Below are 15,059 nucleotides of genomic sequence, written 5' to 3'. Positions count from 1 at the left end.
TCTCCGATCAGCGAAGCTTCATGACGCCAAGCATGCGAAGCGCCGCGCAGGCCGCGCCATAGCCGTTGTCAATATTGGTGATGACGAGGCCCGGCGCGCAGCTTGCCAGCATGGCGTTGAGTGCGGTGCGGCCCTCTTCGGCCGCACCATAGCCGACCGAGGTCGGCACGCAAATCAGGCTGCCGCTGTAAAGGCCGCCGAGGACGCTGGCGAGCGCCGCGTCCATGCCGGCGACGGCGATGACTACAGGAAAGCGGCGGATCTCCTCGATCCTGTCCATCAGCCGCCAGAGCCCGGCGACCCCGACATCGATGATGACGGATGCCTCAACACCTGCGTGGCGAAGCGTACGCTCCGCTTCGCGGGCGGCCGGAGCGTCCGAGGTGCCGGCTGCGACGATCGCGATGGTTCCGGCCGAGGATACCGGCGGAACCGGGCCGAAGAATGCGGTTTGCGACAGCGGACACCACTCTGTAGCGGCCTTCAATTCACCCGGAAGTGCCGCGAACTTTTCGGCGTCGAGACGCGTCAAGAGCAGACCGGCATCCCGCTCGCTGGCACTCTGAAGGATCGCCGCAATCTGCTGTGGTGTCTTGCCGGCACAGAAGACAGCCTCGCTGAGGCCGATGCGCTCGGCCCGGGCGAAATCAAAGACGACATCGCCGCTCATGGCCTGACCCCGACGAAAGCGCTGCCATTGCGGTAGGGTTCGAAGGTCAACGGGCCGTTCCTGTAACCGCGGGGCAGCATGCCGCGCACGTCGTTGCCGACGTCATTCGTGGTTGTTGCCAGTGCCAGCGCATCGCGATCAAGCTCGATGGCGATGCCGCTGCGCCGCACGCGGCAGCGGACGGTTTGCGGCCTGAGCGTCTCGGTCAAGAACGTCTCGATCCGGTGCACGGCCTCCAGCATTTCCGGCTCGATGGCGATCGAGGTTTCGATGCGGCTCGAGAGGCAGGGAGAGGCGGGCAGTTCCGAGAGCGCGCCGAGGCCTGCATCGCGCGCCAGGTGGCGCACACCCTGCTTGCCGATACCGGCCTCAACGAAAGGATGGCGGACGGAGAAATTCTTCGCCGCTTCGAGCCCCGGACGATACTCGCCGAGATCGTCAAGATTGGTCCCGGACAGCAGCTGACGGCTCGACCGGGCGGCAATGGTGCCGTAGAGATTGCTCTTGCAGAAGAAGCAGCGGTTGAGGGGGTTCCTGAGGTAATCCGGATCGGAGAACTCGCCGGCATCGATGATATCGAGGTCGAAGCCTTCGCTCCCCGCCAGCATCTTGACGCGCTCGGTGGCTTCTCCGGGGACCGCAGCCGAGACCGCGTGCATGATGTTCACGCGTGCGGGTCCGAGGAGCCGCGTCGCAATGACCGCCAGCGTCAGCGAGTCGATACCCCCACTGACTGCGATCGAGACGTCGCCGAGCGGGGCGAGACATTCCTCCAGAGCCTTTCTCACAACAGGTCTCCTCTCTTCTTTTTCAACAGGCCTTCGAGAAGTCTCCTCAGGCTGCGGCGTGCCGCGGCACCCGGGGTCGATGTCAGGCTGTCGGCTTCGAGCTTGGCGGTGCGGCCCGAGGGGCGGTCGACGAGCTTGAAGGCGTAGATCTTTCCCGTGTGCTCGACCGTTTCTTGCTCGCGGCTCAGCGTCATCCGCTCCGCCGTCATGGCGCGAACACCGATGGTTGTCGTTTCGTCGAGCATGGCGGCGGCCACATCTCTGCTTTTCGATGGGTCGGCAAGCACCTGGAGATGCGTCATCATCCGGCCTTTCTTGCCGAAGACCGGCATCTGGACGACGTCGCGCACATCCGGGCGGTTGCGCAGCCGGTCCACCGCCTGGGCAATGTCTTCCCCGGTCTGGTCGTCGATCTCGCATTCGAGGACCGCGACCGTGCCGTTGAAGGCGGACACCTCATCGCGGCGCTCGAAAGCCAAGAGCCGCAGGCAGTTGCTGAGGCCGGGAAGCCGCTTGGTGCCGAAGCCGTGGCTTGATGCCTTCAGGACCCTTCGGCCGGGCGCGGTCCCGGTCTTGCAGAGATAGGCAAGAATGGCGGCACCCGTCGGTGTGACGCGCTCGCCGCCGACCCCATCATCGATGACATCGAAATCCTTCAACAGGTGCACGGTCGCGGGCGCCGGAACCGGGAGCAGGCCATGCGCGGTCTTGACCCGGCCGCTTCCGAGCGGGACCGGACCAACGCTCCAATGCGCCGCGCCAAGCTGTGTTATCAGCCAGGCGGCAGAGACGATGTCGGCGATCGAATCCCACGCGCCGACCTCGTGAAAGGCAACGTTTTCCGGCGTTGTGCCGTGGACTTTGGCTTCCGCTTCCGCGAGCTTTTCGAAGACACCGGTCGCGTGACGGATGGTTTCTCCGTCGAGCGCCGAACGGTTCAGGGCATCGCGGATGTCGCGCCAGGCGACATGATCGTGATGCCCTGCATGCGTGCGATCGTACTCCGCATGACCATGATCATGTCCTGCATGACTGTGATCATGGTGCTGGTGGCCGTGATGGTCATGATGATGATTGTGGTCATGCGGGTGATCCGCCCCGTGTTCGGCATGATGCACCTTGAAACGGCTGCCGGTCAGCACGCCGTCGTGATGCGGCAGGAGTTTGCACTCGACGTTTCCGATCAGCGAGTAGAGTTTCAGCGCCGCCTGCAGGCCGGCGTTCAGGTCCGGCCTCAGATCGAGCAAGGCTGCCACGAACATGTCGCCTGCCATGCCGCCGACGGGGTCGAGGTGAATTTCCAGCAAGGTCATCCGTCCTATTTTCCGTCCGCCGCTTCAGTCAGCGAGACACCGTTTGCGGTGGCGATGACATCCGAAAGGGCCGGTACGAAGGATTGGCCATGGCCTGCGGCAACCGCCGTCGCAAAGCTGTTGCGCACGGCAGCGCCAACCGGATTGACCGCCTGCAGCGCCTGGGCCAGCGATGCCAGATAGGACATGTCCTTTAATGCGTTGGCCATGGCGAAACGCTGGGCATTCTCGTTGCGGTTCAGCACGAATTCGAAGAAGGCCTGATAGAAGCCGCAATCCATGCGGCTGCCGCGCAGTACGCTGTCGAACACCTGTGGGGTCAGCCCGGCCTTCGCGGCGATCATCAATGCTTCCGAGTAGATCGCCGAGTAACCCATCGACACGAAGTTGTTGAGCAGCTTCATCGTATGTCCGGTCCCGGCCGGTCCGGTCTCGATGATACGGGCGGCGAAAGCTTCGAGGATCGACCGGGCACGGGCAATTCCATCAGGAGATCCGCCCACCATCACGTCCAGCTTGCCTTCGACCGCTTCCTTCGGCGTACGGGCCAGCGGCGCATCGACGAGAGTGATGCCCTGTTGTGAAAGTTCGGCGGCAAGCTTGATCGTTATGGCAGGGTTGGACGTCGAGCAATCTATGAGCAGCAGCGGTTTGCGAGCAGCGAGCAAACCTTCGGTGCCAGAAATGAGCTGCTGCACCTCTTCGGATCCAGTCACGCAGAGGATCACCGTGTCGGACGCCAGTGCAACTGCCTTCGGCGTTGCGGCTTCCGTGGCGCCGAGCTCCCTCAGCCGGTGGACGGCTTCGCGCCTGCGGTGCGCCATAACGGTCAGAGGCCAGCCCTTGCTCAGGAGATTGGCTGCCATGCCGGAGCCCATTGCGCCGATACCGATGAATCCGATTTTCTCTTTCATGCTTTCCTCCCGGTTGTTTTCGACGCCGCTGCGTGCGGCTTTTGCTTTTTCTACTGGTATGGGGTAGCAACGGCACTATTGGCAGGCCGCCGCCGGACGGCGAGATTGGACTTCGAGACCGAATGAAGGACAGGGATAAGGCCGTTTTCAACATGATCCCGCAGACGTCCAGCCTGCGCAGCGGACTTGCCGAGAGTCTGATCGCGCATATCGAGTCCGGCGATCTGAAGCCCGGCCAACGCTTGCCCACCGAACAAGAGATTATGGAAGCAACCGGCGTCAGTCGGACGATCGTTCGCGAAGCGCTCGCTACGTTGCGCGCCCAGGGCCTGATCACTACGCGCCAAGGCCTCGGCGCGTTTGTTTCGAGCAATTCGGTTCCGCGCTCCTTTTCCATCATCCCGAACGATCTTGAATCGATCGACGAAGTGCTGCGGGTTCTCGAATTGCGTCTCGGCGTAGAATACGAGGCCGCCGGGCTTGCAGCACGGCGCCGGACGCCGGAAGACATTGTCCGCATGCAGGATCGGCTTGACGCCCTCGACCAAGCGATCGCAGCAGGTGGCTATGGGGCGGACGAAGACTTTGCCTTCCATCGTTCCATTCTGGTCGCAACGCAAAATTCCTATTACGGACGTCTGTTCGACACGTTCGGCACGACGATGATACCGCGCCAGTGGGCGCACCTCGATGAGATGACGATTGCGGGACGTCAGAAACATGCCGAGCGGATGCGCAAGGAGCATTATGCGATCTTTACGGCGATCCGCGACGGCAACGAAGCCGCCGCTCGAAAGGCGTTGCGTAATCATTTGTCGAAGAGTACGGCTCGCTTCGAGGAACTGCGAGACGCCAACCTTAAACGCTAGTCGCTTATGCGGCATATCGAGGTACGACATACGGCCCCTCCGGGATGACGGCGACATCCGGGTCTCCGCTTGCCGTGATGCTCCGAGCAATGGCGTTTTGCAGGTTGTCGATCATGCCGACGCCGGTCAGCCTGCGGTCCTCGCCGGCAAGGCCCGTCGTATAGAGTTCGACGCTGCCAAGCCGCATGGGCTTCAATTGCATCTCAGTTTGCCATTCATCGATCTCGGCCAGGCTCTTTGCCGTCAGGGTCGCCAGGAAGCGCTCGGGGCCGAGTTCGACCAGCCGGGCCTGTGCCTCGCGGAATTCCGGTGAGCCGAAACCTTCCGAGCATTCCGAGGCAATGATCAGAGTACCGCCGGGTTTCAGGATATCGAGCGGCGTCACCATGCCCTTGATCGTCTGGTAATAGGTCTTGTCGAGCGGATAGCCGGCCGAGGAGGTGATGACCGTGGAGAATTTCCGGCTGAGCGGGATCTGCGTCGCGGCACTGACGAAATCGACGGCCGCCTGGTGGCTGGCGATGATCTCGCCGAAGGTAACGCAGACGAGGTCACGATCCTCGTCGAGCACGGTGTTCAGCGCATAGACCTCACCGAGCATCCGAACGATTTCCAGTTGCTCCTCGTGCAGCGGATTGCCGATGAGATTGCACTGGACCGCCAGCGGATCTTCCATGAAGCGCGCCGAGTGAAAGGTCCGGATTGTCTCGTGATGGGCAACACCGGGAGCAATGACCTTTCGCCCGCCCGACCAGCCCGCCATGAAATGCGGCTCGACAAGGCCGGTTGCAATGCGAAGATCGGCTTCGGCAAACAACCGGTCGAGCTTGACGGGCGTGTGGCGCGTCTCGGTAAAGCCGAAATCGACATGGGCCGCCTCGTCACGGGCATAGTGGTTTTCGACATGGACGTTTGCCAGAACCCAGGGATCGCCAACGAGCTCCACCAGTTCGTCGCCGAGATTTGGCCGGTGCAGGCCGGTGGCGACGAGCACCGAGATCTTCTCTTGCGGGATGCCGGATGAGATCATCGTTTCGATCATGGGACGCAAGAACAGACCGTTCGGCACCGGCCGGGTAATGTCGCAGATCAGAATGCAGGCGCTTTCGCGGTTCTTCGCAAGGTCGGCCAGAGGTTTCGATGCAACGGGATTGTGCAGCGCCTCGATTATCGCTGCCTTGCTGTCGGCAAGCTTCGGCAGCTGCTGCTTACGGATCACGGTCGGCCGCGCGCCGGGTGGAAGCGTGATGTCGAGATGGCCGTGACCGTAAGAGAGAGCGATCGTGTCCATCGTCACACCTTTTGCGCCACGCCGCCAAGATACAGCTCGCGCATCAGCGACATGTCCTTGAGATCCGAGATCGGGCCTGACGTCGCGATCCGGCCGTTCTGCATCAGATAACCGCGGGTGGCGACGGACAGAGCCAGACCGGCGTTCTGCTCGACCAGCAGAACGGAGGCGTTGAAGGTCTTGCCGATGTCGAGAATGATCGTCTGGATTTCCTTGACGAGCAGCGGGGAAAGCCCGAGCGACGGCTCGTCGAGAAGCAGTACGCGGGGTCTCGCCATCAGGCCGCGGGCGATCGCCAGCATCTGCTGCTGGCCGCCGCTCAGCGAGCCACCCTTCTGCTGCCGTTTGGTCGCAAGGATCGGGAAGAAGCGCTCCATGGTCTTGACGTCGGCTTCCACGGCTTCGGTGTCGCGCCGCGCATAGGCGCCGAGACGCAGGTTTTCCTCGACGGTCATATCGCCGAAGATCCGCCGTCCCTCTGGCACCAGAACGACGCCGCGCTTGGCCATGATATCGGGCGTGCGGCCCGTGACGTTTTCGCCGGCGAAGCTGATGGTGCCCGCCCGCGGTTTGACGAGGCCTACGATGGTGCGCAGCAATGTCGATTTGCCGGCGCCGTTCGGGCCGAGAATGGTGATCACCTCGTTCTCGCCGAGCGTCACGGAGACATCGCGGTTGACGACCGTTGCGCCATACCCGGTCGTCACATTGGAAACATCGAGCAGGTTCACAGCGCACCTCCGAGATAGACTTCGAGCACCTTCGGATTGGAAAGAACGTCCTGCGTCGGGCCATCGGCGATCTTCGATCCGAAATCGAGGACTACAAGCCGTTTGCAGAGCATCTGCATCAGTTTCATGTCGTGATCGATGACGCAGACGCTGATGCCGTGGGCCGGGAACTGCTTGACCAGACCGACCAGCGTTGCGGTTTCCTTGTCGTTGAGGCCCGCCGCCGGTTCGTCGAGCAGGATCAGCGAGGGCCGCGTGGCGAGCGCCAGCGCGATGCCGAGGAGACGCAGATTGCCGAAGGGCAGGACGCCAGCCCGTTCGTTTGCCAGCGCGGTGAGCCCGACGAACTCGAGCAGGCTGGCCGGTGTCGTCCACGGGTAAGGGCGGCTCGTGTCGTGTGCATGTTCGCAGGCGATCTGGACGTTTTCCCAGACTGAAAGGCCGGGGAAGGCCATGGCCTGCTGGAAGGTGTAGCCAATACCGGCGCCCGACACCTCATGAGCAGCGAGACTGGTAATGTCGCACCCACGCCAGCGCACGTGGCCCTCTGTCGGCCTGTAGACGCCGGTGATCACGTTGAAGAGCGTCGTCTTGCCGGAGCCGTTTGGACCGACGATGCCAAGGATCTCCCCCTCTTCGATAGACAGATCGACACCAGATAGCGCGGTGACGCCGCCGAACTGCTTCTTCAGCCCGCTGATTTCGAGGATGGCGTTCATCGGCTTGCCTCCGACGCATGTGTGGCGGTCGCTGCCTGGTGCGACGCCTGCTTCTGCGCGGGGCGGCGAACGATCCTGTTCCAGCCGTCGATGAGGCCGGCGATCAGGCCGTTCGGCAGCAGCAGGATGACGGCGATCAGGCAGACGCCGTAGAGAATGCGGGACTCAACCGGATCGAGGTTCAAGACCTCAGGCAGGAAGGAGACGAGAATGCCGCCTGCGATCGGCCCAAGCAGGAGACGTGCCCCGCCGATCATCACCATCAGCGCGAGGTAGATGCTCGGGAAGGAGGCGAACTGGCTGGGCGAGATGTGCCGCAGGAAATAAGCAAGCAGGACGCCGGATACACCAGCGAAAACGCCGCTGACGATGAAGGCGCCGACCTTGTGGCGGCCGACATTGATGCCGAGCGAGGCTGCCAGTTTTTCGTTTTCACGAATGGCGCGCAGCGTCCGACCGTAGGGTGAATTGATGATCCCCCAGCTGGTGATGGCGCTGAGTGCCACGAAGGCGAGAACGACGAAGTAATAGGGGGTGAGATCATCGGCTCGCCTGCCGAAAAAATTGACCGGCAGCTGCAAGTCCAGCCCGGTCGCGGCACCGGTGAAATCGCCGCCATTGGTCAGAACGATGGTCAGCAACTGGCCGAAGGCAAAGGTCATGATCACGAAATGATGGCCGCTGACGCGCAGTGATGGCACGCCGATGATCGCCGCGAAGGCTGCAGCGGCAATTCCGCCGAGTGGCAGCGCCACCCAGAAGCCGATGCCGGTGTCGCGGGCAAGCAGTGCTGCTGCATAGGCGCCGACGCCGACGAGCGCCGCATGGCCCATGGAGAGGATGCCGGTCTGGCCGAAGAGTACCGACAGTCCGTAGAGGGCGACGATATTGATACCTGCCGAAATGGCCAGCGACAGCATGCGGTTGCTGGCCCCGAGCGCCGGGACGAGGGCAAGGATCGCAAGCACCACGAGGGCCGGGACCAGCGAGCGGAGCGACGAAAGTGAGATGTTCATAGTAGTGCCTTTCGCTCGTCAGGCCATTTTCGGCCCGCTCGTGCCGCCGAACAGACCATTCGGGCGAAAGAGCAGAACCAGGATCATCAGGGCGAAGGAATAGGCGTCGGTCCAGGCGGAGAAGCCGTAGCCGGCGCTGAAGCCTTCGACGATGCCGAGAATGAGGCCGGCAACGACCGCGCCCGTCAGGTTTCCGAGGCCGCCGATCAGCGCCACGGCAAAACCCTTCATGACCATCGTACCGCCGGTGAACGGCGTGATGGGAAAGAGCGCGATCAGCAGAGCGCCGCCGAGACCGGCGAGCGCGCTGCCCAAAACGAAGACGCCGGTGATATACAGGCGAACAGGAATGCCCATAAGTGCCGCCGTATCGCGATCATCAACGGCGGCGCGTAGCGCCCGGCCGTAGCGGCTCCGGGTTACCATGGCGATGGTCAGCGCAACGACGGCGATGGTGACCAGAATGACCATGACCCGCACCGAGGCGATACGCACGCCGCCAATGTCCCAGATCCCGGTGAGCGGACGCGGAATGCTCTTCTGGTTCGGATCGTAGAAGAAGATGACGATGTGCTGCAGCACGACGATCAGACCGAGAGAGACGATGAAGCCGTTGGTTGGGCGCGTCAGCGTGAAGCGAAACAGCCCGCGCTCGAGCACGAAGCCCATGACGCCGACGGCCATAACCGCAAGCATGAGTGCCACGAAGAAGCCGAGGCCGGCCTGGACGGCAAGCCATGTGACGATGCTGCCGACCATCAGGAACTCGCCGTGCGCGAAGTTGATGATGCCGGTCAGACCAAAGATCAAAGTGACTCCGACGGCGATCAGCGTAATGACGCTGGCGATCGACAGACCGTTGAGGATTTGCTGAATGAGAATGTCCACAGCTCTATCCCGCTGTTGCAGGGACCACACCAGGCGGCCCGTTTTCAATGACGAAAGCCCCGCCGGCGCAGGGCCGGCGGGAAGCATGCATCGACAGTTATTCCGCGGGGGCTTCCGCCGGTGGCTGCTGCATCGCGCAGGAGATGTCGCCGCCGGGTGCTGCGGCGCAGACTTCGGTCGCGTGTGTCACTTGGTGGCTCTTGTTGAAGGAGAGATCGTCGGAGACCACGCCCTTATGGTGCAGCGATTCGAGAGCTGCGACGGTCTTGTCCGGATCAAGCGAACCGGCCTTCGTCCAGGCTTCGGCGAGCATGTGGACATAGTCGTAGTAGAGCAGCGAGACAGAGGACGTTACGCCCTTCGGCGCGCCGGCTGCGAAGTAGTTCTTGAAATAGGTTTTCGCATTGGCGTTGGAGGACTCCCCCCAACAGATCGGAACGCAGCTCATGGCAACCGGAACGTCGGCGGTGAGGTTGCGCTCCTTCCAGATGCCCGGGTCGACGCCGAACAGAAAATAGCTCGGCGCAACGCCGAGTTCGAGCGCCTGCGGCAGAGCTGTCAGCGTCGAGTCACCATTGTACCAAAAGTGCACGACGTCAGGATTGAGGCTCTTGGCACGGGTGAGGAAGGGCGAGAAGTCGGTCGTGTCAGGTGGATAGGAGATGACTTCAGGCACTTCCTGGCCTTCGGCCTTCAGCGCCTTGACGTAGTAGGAGGTCAGGAACTGGCCGGTCGCGTCGTTGCCGACGATGACGATGGACTTCTTCAGCGGATGGCCGACGAGCGGCGTCAGCAGGCTGAGAACGCCGCGGGCAGTCGAGCCGGAGCGCTGGAATTCCTGCGGCTCGGACTGGAAGAGGTAATGATCTTCGGCGCTGGGAGCGACCGATTGTGGGTTCAGGATTTTTGCCAGTGTACTGTTCCCGGCAAACTGGATCACTTTGGCAGGCTGGGTGATCTTTGTCATGGCAAGGGTGAAGTCGTGGGTTTCCGAACCGAAGATCGCCGAAACCTTTTCGTCGCGAACCAATTCCTGGGTCGCGGCAATTGCCGTCGATATGTCGGTGCGATCGTCGCGTTTGACCATCTCGACCTTGTAGGTCTTGTCACCAACCTTCACGCCTCCCGCGTCATTGATTTCCTTGACCGCGAGGCCGACGCCAGCCGGCAAGGTATGACCGGCCGAGACGAAGGCGCCGGATTCGGCGGCCACGACACCGATCTTGATGGTGTCTTCGGCCGATGCCATTTGCATAGACGCGCCGAGGCCCAGCGCTAGAGAAATGCCTCCCAAAACAAGCGATCGCACGATCTCATCCTCCCAATCAGATTTTTGCGTACTTACCGGGTTGTCGTACAACCCTGTTTTCTGTTAATTGGGTTGACGGATAATGTCAAGCAAGTCTAACGAGGGTGAGCCGGGCCTTCCGGTCACCGTAGAGGGAGTGAGAAATGCGCATCAAGGAGTTCGGCCGGACGGGCCGAAAGGTCAGCGAGATCGGCTTTGGCGCCTGGGCGATCGGCGCGGCCTGGGGTGAGGTCAACGACGAGGAGGCGCTTGCCGCGTTGCACGCAGCGCTCGACACCGGCGTAACGTTCATCGATACGGCCGATGTCTATGGCGACGGCCATTCCGAACAATTGATCGCCAAGGTCGTGAAGCAACGCCGTGGCGAAAAGCCCTTCATCGCCACCAAGGCAGGCCGACGTCTGCCCGAGCAGTCCGTGGAGGGTTACAGCGTCGAGAACCTGAACAACTGGATCGACCGGAGCCTGAAGAACCTCGAAACAGACTGCCTTGATCTCGTGCAGCTGCATTGCCCGCCAACGGATCTCTACTACCGTCCGGAAGTTTTCGGACAGCTCGATCGTCTGGTGGAGCAGGGCAAGATCCGCAACTACGGCGTCAGCGTCGAGCGGGTCGAGGAGGCGCTGAAGGCGATCGAATATCCTGGCATCGCCAGCATCCAGATCATCTTCAATGCCTTCCGTCAGCGCCCGATCGAACACTTCTTCAAGCAGGCCAGCGAAAAACAGGTCGCCGTCATCGCCCGTGTGCCGCTGGCAAGCGGACTGCTCTCGGGCAAATTCAAGAAGGACACCAAGTTCGAGGCCAATGACCACCGCTTGTTCAATCGCAACGGCGAAGCATTCGATGTCGGCGAAACGTTTTCGGGCGTTCCCTATGAAGTCGGTCTCGACGCAGTGGAGAGGATTCGGCCGTTGGTTTCGGGCGATACCACCATGGCAAAATTCGCGCTCCGCTGGATCCTGATGTTCGACGCGGTGACCGTCGCCATTCCCGGCGCCCGCAATCCGGCGCAGGCAAGTTCGAATGCCGAGGCTGCCGGTCTCCCAGCGATCCCAGATGACGCGATGCAAGAGATCGAGGCGATCTATGAAACCTACATCAAACCATACGTTCATCAGCGCTGGTAGGGAGATTTATACATGACAAGCCCGATCATCGATTCCCATCATCACTTCTGGGATCCGTCCAGCGGTGGCGACTATGGCTGGTTGAGCGGACCCTTCGCGCCGATCAACAGGGTATTCGAGTCCAACGACCTGCGGCCGGCCCTGCAGAAGAATGGCGTCTCGGGGACCGTTCTGGTTCAGACATGGAACGACCTTGGCGAGACCTGGGATTTTATCAGGACGGCAGAGGCGACGGATTTCGTCGCCGGTGTCGTGGGCTGGGTGGACCTGACCGATCCAGAGGTCGGTCAGACGCTCGCCGAGCTCCGGGGATCTCCACAGGGCAGGTGGCTGGTTGGTGTGCGCCACCTGATCCAAACAGAGGACGATCCGAATTGGCTTTTGCGGGATGATGTCAAGGAAGGGCTGAAAGCAGTCGCAGCTGCCGGACTTGCCTATGACCTCGTACCCAACCTGCCGCAGCTGCCGTCCTGCATCGCGACAGTCGAGGCGTTCCCCGGAACGCGTTTCGTCCTCGATCACATCTCGAAGCCAGAGATCCGCAATCGCGGTTTCGACGAGTGGGCGGCGCTGATCCGCAAGTTCAAAGGTCAACGCCATCACGTCTGGTGCAAACTGTCGGGTATGGTGACGGAAGCCAACTGGCAGACATGGACGCCTGAGGATCTGAAGCCTTACGTTCACGAGGTGCTCGACGTGTTCGGCACAGACCGCTGCATGTTCGGAACCGACTGGCCTGTCTGCCTCGTGGCGGCGAGCTATGACAGGGTTGTCGATGCGCTTCGGGAATGCCTGAATGATCTTTCCGATGCCGAGCGGCAGCGGATTTTTGGCCTGAATGCCATCGAGGTCTATCGCCTGCCGGAATTTCAGGAGCGAAAGGCATGAGCGTCACTCCTTCCCAAGGCCGGATCGGCTTTGCCTCTCGCCTCGGCTTCGGAGCAAGCGGCATAGGTACGCTCTACCGTGACGTCAGCGAGGCCCAAGCGGCGGAGGTCCTTGCAGAAGCCTATGACGGTGGGATGCGGTATTTCGACAGCGCACCGCTCTACGGTCATGGTCTCAGCGAGCATCGTCTCGGCAGCTTCCTGCGCACCATCGACAGAAAGACCGTCACCGTTTCCACCAAGGTCGGCCGCTATTTGGTGCCACCCTACGGAGAGACGGTGAATTATGGGCTATGGGCCTCGCCTCTGCGCCTCAAGCCAGTCTTCGACTATAGCTATGCGGGAACGATGCGTTCGCTGGAACAGTCGGCAAGCCGCCTTGGCATTGCCGATTTCGATCTGATTTACATCCACGACGTCGACCGCTTCACGCATGGCGATGCCTATGAGCGGCGTTTCAATGAGGCAATCGAAGGCTGCTACCGGGCTCTTGATGACCTGCGCAAGGCCGGCCATGTCAAAGCGATCGGCGTCGGCGTCAATGAAAGCGATGTCGCGACGCGCTTCATCAGGGTGGGCACGTTCGATGCCGTAATGATGGCCGGGCGCTACACGCTTCTCGATCGCGGTGCAGAGGTGGATCTGTTGCCGGAGGCGAAGCGTCAAGGTGTCGAGATCGTTGTTGCCGGCGTGTTCAACTCGGGGATACTTGCTGCCGGACCGGCAAGTTCCGGAACGACATTCGACTATGGCGCGCCACCGCAAGTGGTGGTCGCCCGAGCGAAAGCGATCGAGGAGGTCTGCAATGGCCACGGCGTGCCGTTGCAGGCAGCGGCGATCCAGTTCCCGTTCCGCGACCCGCAGGTCTCCGCCGCGGTCCTTGGCATGAGTCGCCCGGAGCGGATCGCACAGAACCTCGGCTGGGCCAAGTTTCCCATCCCTGACGCCCTCTGGATCGACGTCGATAAAATGTTTGAGCTGCCGATCCATTGAATGGAGCGGCTTGACGCGTCAGAGCAGGTACCCGTCATTCCGATCACGGGCTTCGGATAGCGCAAAGGCAGTGACACACGTCCGACGCATGATCGCGACATGCCCAGCCATGATTGAGAAGTGGGTCATGACCAAGCCGCGGGTGACGGATCCGGCGGCATTTCTCGTGCTTGCCGCTCCGGGGATTGAAATACGGCGATAAGGCTAAGTCCCGTTTTCGAGAAACGGGATGACTACAAAACCGACGATCGCCGATGCTCGGCCGACTGTAGCGCCCCGCAGTGGATCTCGGTCGGAGCGCGACGACGGCATTCCAAATTCGATGTGTTGATTGCTCATTGGCAACCAGACCGTTCTTGATTGAATAGCCAGCTCCGATTAGGAATCGGAGGACAAGTTGCAGCGAAATGATAGTAATCTCACCGAATGAATCAACAAAAGCCAAGAGCGACGCTACGCACCCTTGCCCAGCATCTCGGCATTTCCGTCACCACGGTTAGCCGGGCACTGAAAGATGGAGCCGAGGTAAACGCCGAGACTATCGATCGAGTTAAGCGCGCGGCTGACAAGCTTGGGTACAGACCCAACACAGGTGGGGTCAATCTTCGCACGGGTCGATCGCAATCGATCGCGATGGTGCTCTCCTTTGAACGTCAGGAGCAGCTTAACATCGTTACCGCATCACTGCTCGTTGGCATTTCCACGGCCATGAAAGCGAGAGGTTATCGCACCGGGATCGTTCCTCATCTGCAACACGACGATCCACTTGACATCGTCCGCAATCTGGCCCGCGAGGGGTCGGTTGATGGAGTGATCATCACCCATACGCGTCCCCAGGATGAACGGGTAAAATACTTGCTCGAGATCGGGATGCCTTTCGTCACGTTTGGCCGGACTGAACTCCTGAGCGCCCACCCGTATGTCGACCTCGACCACGAGCAGATCGGCGCTGACGCGGCAAGATTACTGCTAGACAACGGTCACCCAGCGCCCCTGCTTTTCGCCCCATCGAGCCAGTTCAGCTACAGCCTGCAATTCGTGAAAGGCTGGACGAAGACCTTCAACGCGCGCAACCTGACGGTGCCCGACGAATTGATCCATTTTTCGGCGACGACGCCGCAAAGCGGCGTCGATATGGCGAGGGAGGTATTGCTCCGTCATCCAGAGTCAACAGGCGCTTTTGTCGCGTCTGACGAGGCAGGGCTTGGATTCATCACCGCGATGCAGCAGGCGGGGCGGCAGATCGGCAAGGATTTCGGCCTTATCACCTATGGTGGTGCAAGATTACACGACTTTCTGAGCCCGCCGACGAGCGCCTTCTATTACCCACATGCTGGCATTGCAGACCTGCTTTCCGAGATGCTCGCCCGCGCTATTGATGGCGAAGATTACGCGCAACTACGCCGGGTGGTTCCTGGCGAATTTGTTGATCACGGCAGCCATATCCTGGGCCCTGATCTTCCGTAACGTTATGGATTAACCCTCCACGCCTTAACTCGAAGATGCTCTAAACAAACGCTTTTGTTGTTGACAAACAACTG

At 61.2% G+C, this 15,059-nt stretch carries 15 protein-coding genes; 5 read left to right on the top strand and 10 right to left on the bottom strand.

The genetic code is table 11. The annotated features are described in order from the left end of the window. Window positions 1-7 precede the first annotated feature (7 nt). Genes larB through G9X64_RS06955 form a run of 4 tightly spaced genes read right to left on the bottom strand, consistent with a single transcriptional unit; the run spans window position 8 to window position 3,685 of the window. Window positions 8-670, bottom strand: a complete 663-nt coding sequence (larB, locus tag G9X64_RS06970; RefSeq protein WP_171376243.1) for a nickel pincer cofactor biosynthesis protein LarB — start codon at window positions 668-670, stop codon at window positions 8-10. Then, complete coding sequence (gene larE, locus G9X64_RS06965) at window positions 667-1,458, bottom strand: ATP-dependent sacrificial sulfur transferase LarE (RefSeq protein WP_168317124.1); 792 nt, start codon at window positions 1,456-1,458, stop codon at window positions 667-669. Before larE ends, larB begins: the two co-directional genes overlap by 4 nt. Further along, on the bottom strand, window positions 1,455-2,771 hold the full coding sequence (gene larC, locus G9X64_RS06960; protein WP_312864029.1) for a nickel pincer cofactor biosynthesis protein LarC: 1,317 nt from the start codon (window positions 2,769-2,771) through the stop codon (window positions 1,455-1,457). Before larC ends, larE begins: the two co-directional genes overlap by 4 nt. Window positions 2,772-2,776: 5 nt before the next feature. Then, window positions 2,777-3,685: an NAD(P)-dependent oxidoreductase gene (locus G9X64_RS06955; protein ID WP_168311137.1), complete on the bottom strand. Its 909-nt coding sequence runs from the start codon at window positions 3,683-3,685 to the stop codon at window positions 2,777-2,779. 122 nt (window positions 3,686-3,807) lie between these two features. On the opposite strand from G9X64_RS06955, the gene G9X64_RS06950 reads away from it, so the two are divergent. Next, entirely contained in the window at window positions 3,808-4,554 is a 747-nt protein-coding gene (locus G9X64_RS06950; RefSeq protein ID WP_168311138.1) for a FadR/GntR family transcriptional regulator, read from the top strand. Window positions 4,555-4,558: 4 nt separating this feature from the next. On the opposite strand, the gene G9X64_RS06945 is transcribed toward G9X64_RS06950, so the two are convergent. From G9X64_RS06945 to G9X64_RS06920, 6 genes are all read right to left on the bottom strand, one after another. Continuing rightward, window positions 4,559-5,845, bottom strand: coding sequence for a nickel-dependent lactate racemase family protein (locus G9X64_RS06945; RefSeq protein WP_171376242.1), 1,287 nt, complete (start codon window positions 5,843-5,845; stop codon window positions 4,559-4,561). 2 nt (window positions 5,846-5,847) lie between these two features. Then, the gene (locus G9X64_RS06940; protein WP_168311140.1) at window positions 5,848-6,576 is read right to left on the bottom strand and encodes an ABC transporter ATP-binding protein; all 729 of its coding nucleotides are present in this window, start codon (window positions 6,574-6,576) and stop codon (window positions 5,848-5,850) included. After that, a complete protein-coding gene (locus G9X64_RS06935; RefSeq protein WP_168311141.1) occupies window positions 6,573-7,295 on the bottom strand; it encodes an ABC transporter ATP-binding protein in 723 nt (240 codons plus the stop codon). Before G9X64_RS06935 ends, G9X64_RS06940 begins: the two co-directional genes overlap by 4 nt. Then, window positions 7,292-8,311 carry a branched-chain amino acid ABC transporter permease gene (locus tag G9X64_RS06930; protein WP_168311142.1) on the bottom strand — a complete coding sequence of 340 codons (1,020 nt, stop codon included), beginning with the start codon at window positions 8,309-8,311 and terminating at the stop codon, window positions 7,292-7,294. Before G9X64_RS06930 ends, G9X64_RS06935 begins: the two co-directional genes overlap by 4 nt. Before the next feature lie 18 nt (window positions 8,312-8,329). Then, window positions 8,330-9,199, bottom strand: a complete 870-nt coding sequence (locus G9X64_RS06925) for a branched-chain amino acid ABC transporter permease (RefSeq protein ID WP_168311143.1) — start codon at window positions 9,197-9,199, stop codon at window positions 8,330-8,332. Window positions 9,200-9,296: 97 nt separating this feature from the next. Continuing rightward, window positions 9,297-10,454 carry an ABC transporter substrate-binding protein gene (locus G9X64_RS06920; protein WP_205917433.1) on the bottom strand — a complete coding sequence of 386 codons (1,158 nt, stop codon included), beginning with the start codon at window positions 10,452-10,454 and terminating at the stop codon, window positions 9,297-9,299. A 197-nt stretch (window positions 10,455-10,651) separates the two neighbouring features. Between G9X64_RS06920 and G9X64_RS06915 the strand changes: the two genes are divergently transcribed. The 4 genes from G9X64_RS06915 (at window position 10,652) to G9X64_RS06900 (ending at window position 14,985) form a co-directional block, all read left to right on the top strand. Further along, window positions 10,652-11,638 (top strand): aldo/keto reductase, encoded by a 987-nt coding sequence (locus tag G9X64_RS06915; protein ID WP_171376241.1) that lies wholly within the window; start codon window positions 10,652-10,654, stop codon window positions 11,636-11,638. A gap of 12 nt (window positions 11,639-11,650) precedes the next feature. Beyond that, a complete protein-coding gene (locus tag G9X64_RS06910; protein ID WP_171376240.1) occupies window positions 11,651-12,526 on the top strand; it encodes an amidohydrolase family protein in 876 nt (291 codons plus the stop codon). Continuing rightward, entirely contained in the window at window positions 12,523-13,518 is a 996-nt protein-coding gene (locus G9X64_RS06905; RefSeq protein ID WP_171376239.1) for an aldo/keto reductase, read from the top strand. The genes G9X64_RS06910 and G9X64_RS06905 overlap by 4 nt, the downstream gene beginning before the upstream one ends. A 426-nt stretch (window positions 13,519-13,944) precedes the next feature. Next, entirely contained in the window at window positions 13,945-14,985 is a 1,041-nt protein-coding gene (locus G9X64_RS06900; RefSeq protein WP_171376238.1) for a substrate-binding domain-containing protein, read from the top strand. Window positions 14,986-15,059 lie beyond the last annotated feature (74 nt).

Source organism: Rhizobium sophorae (assembly GCF_013087515.1).
In the GTDB taxonomy this organism is placed as follows: Bacteria; Pseudomonadota; Alphaproteobacteria; order Rhizobiales; family Rhizobiaceae; genus Rhizobium; species Rhizobium sophorae.
The sequence above is the reverse complement of the archived record's forward strand: the minus strand, read 5'-3'. Positions and strand labels throughout refer to the sequence as shown.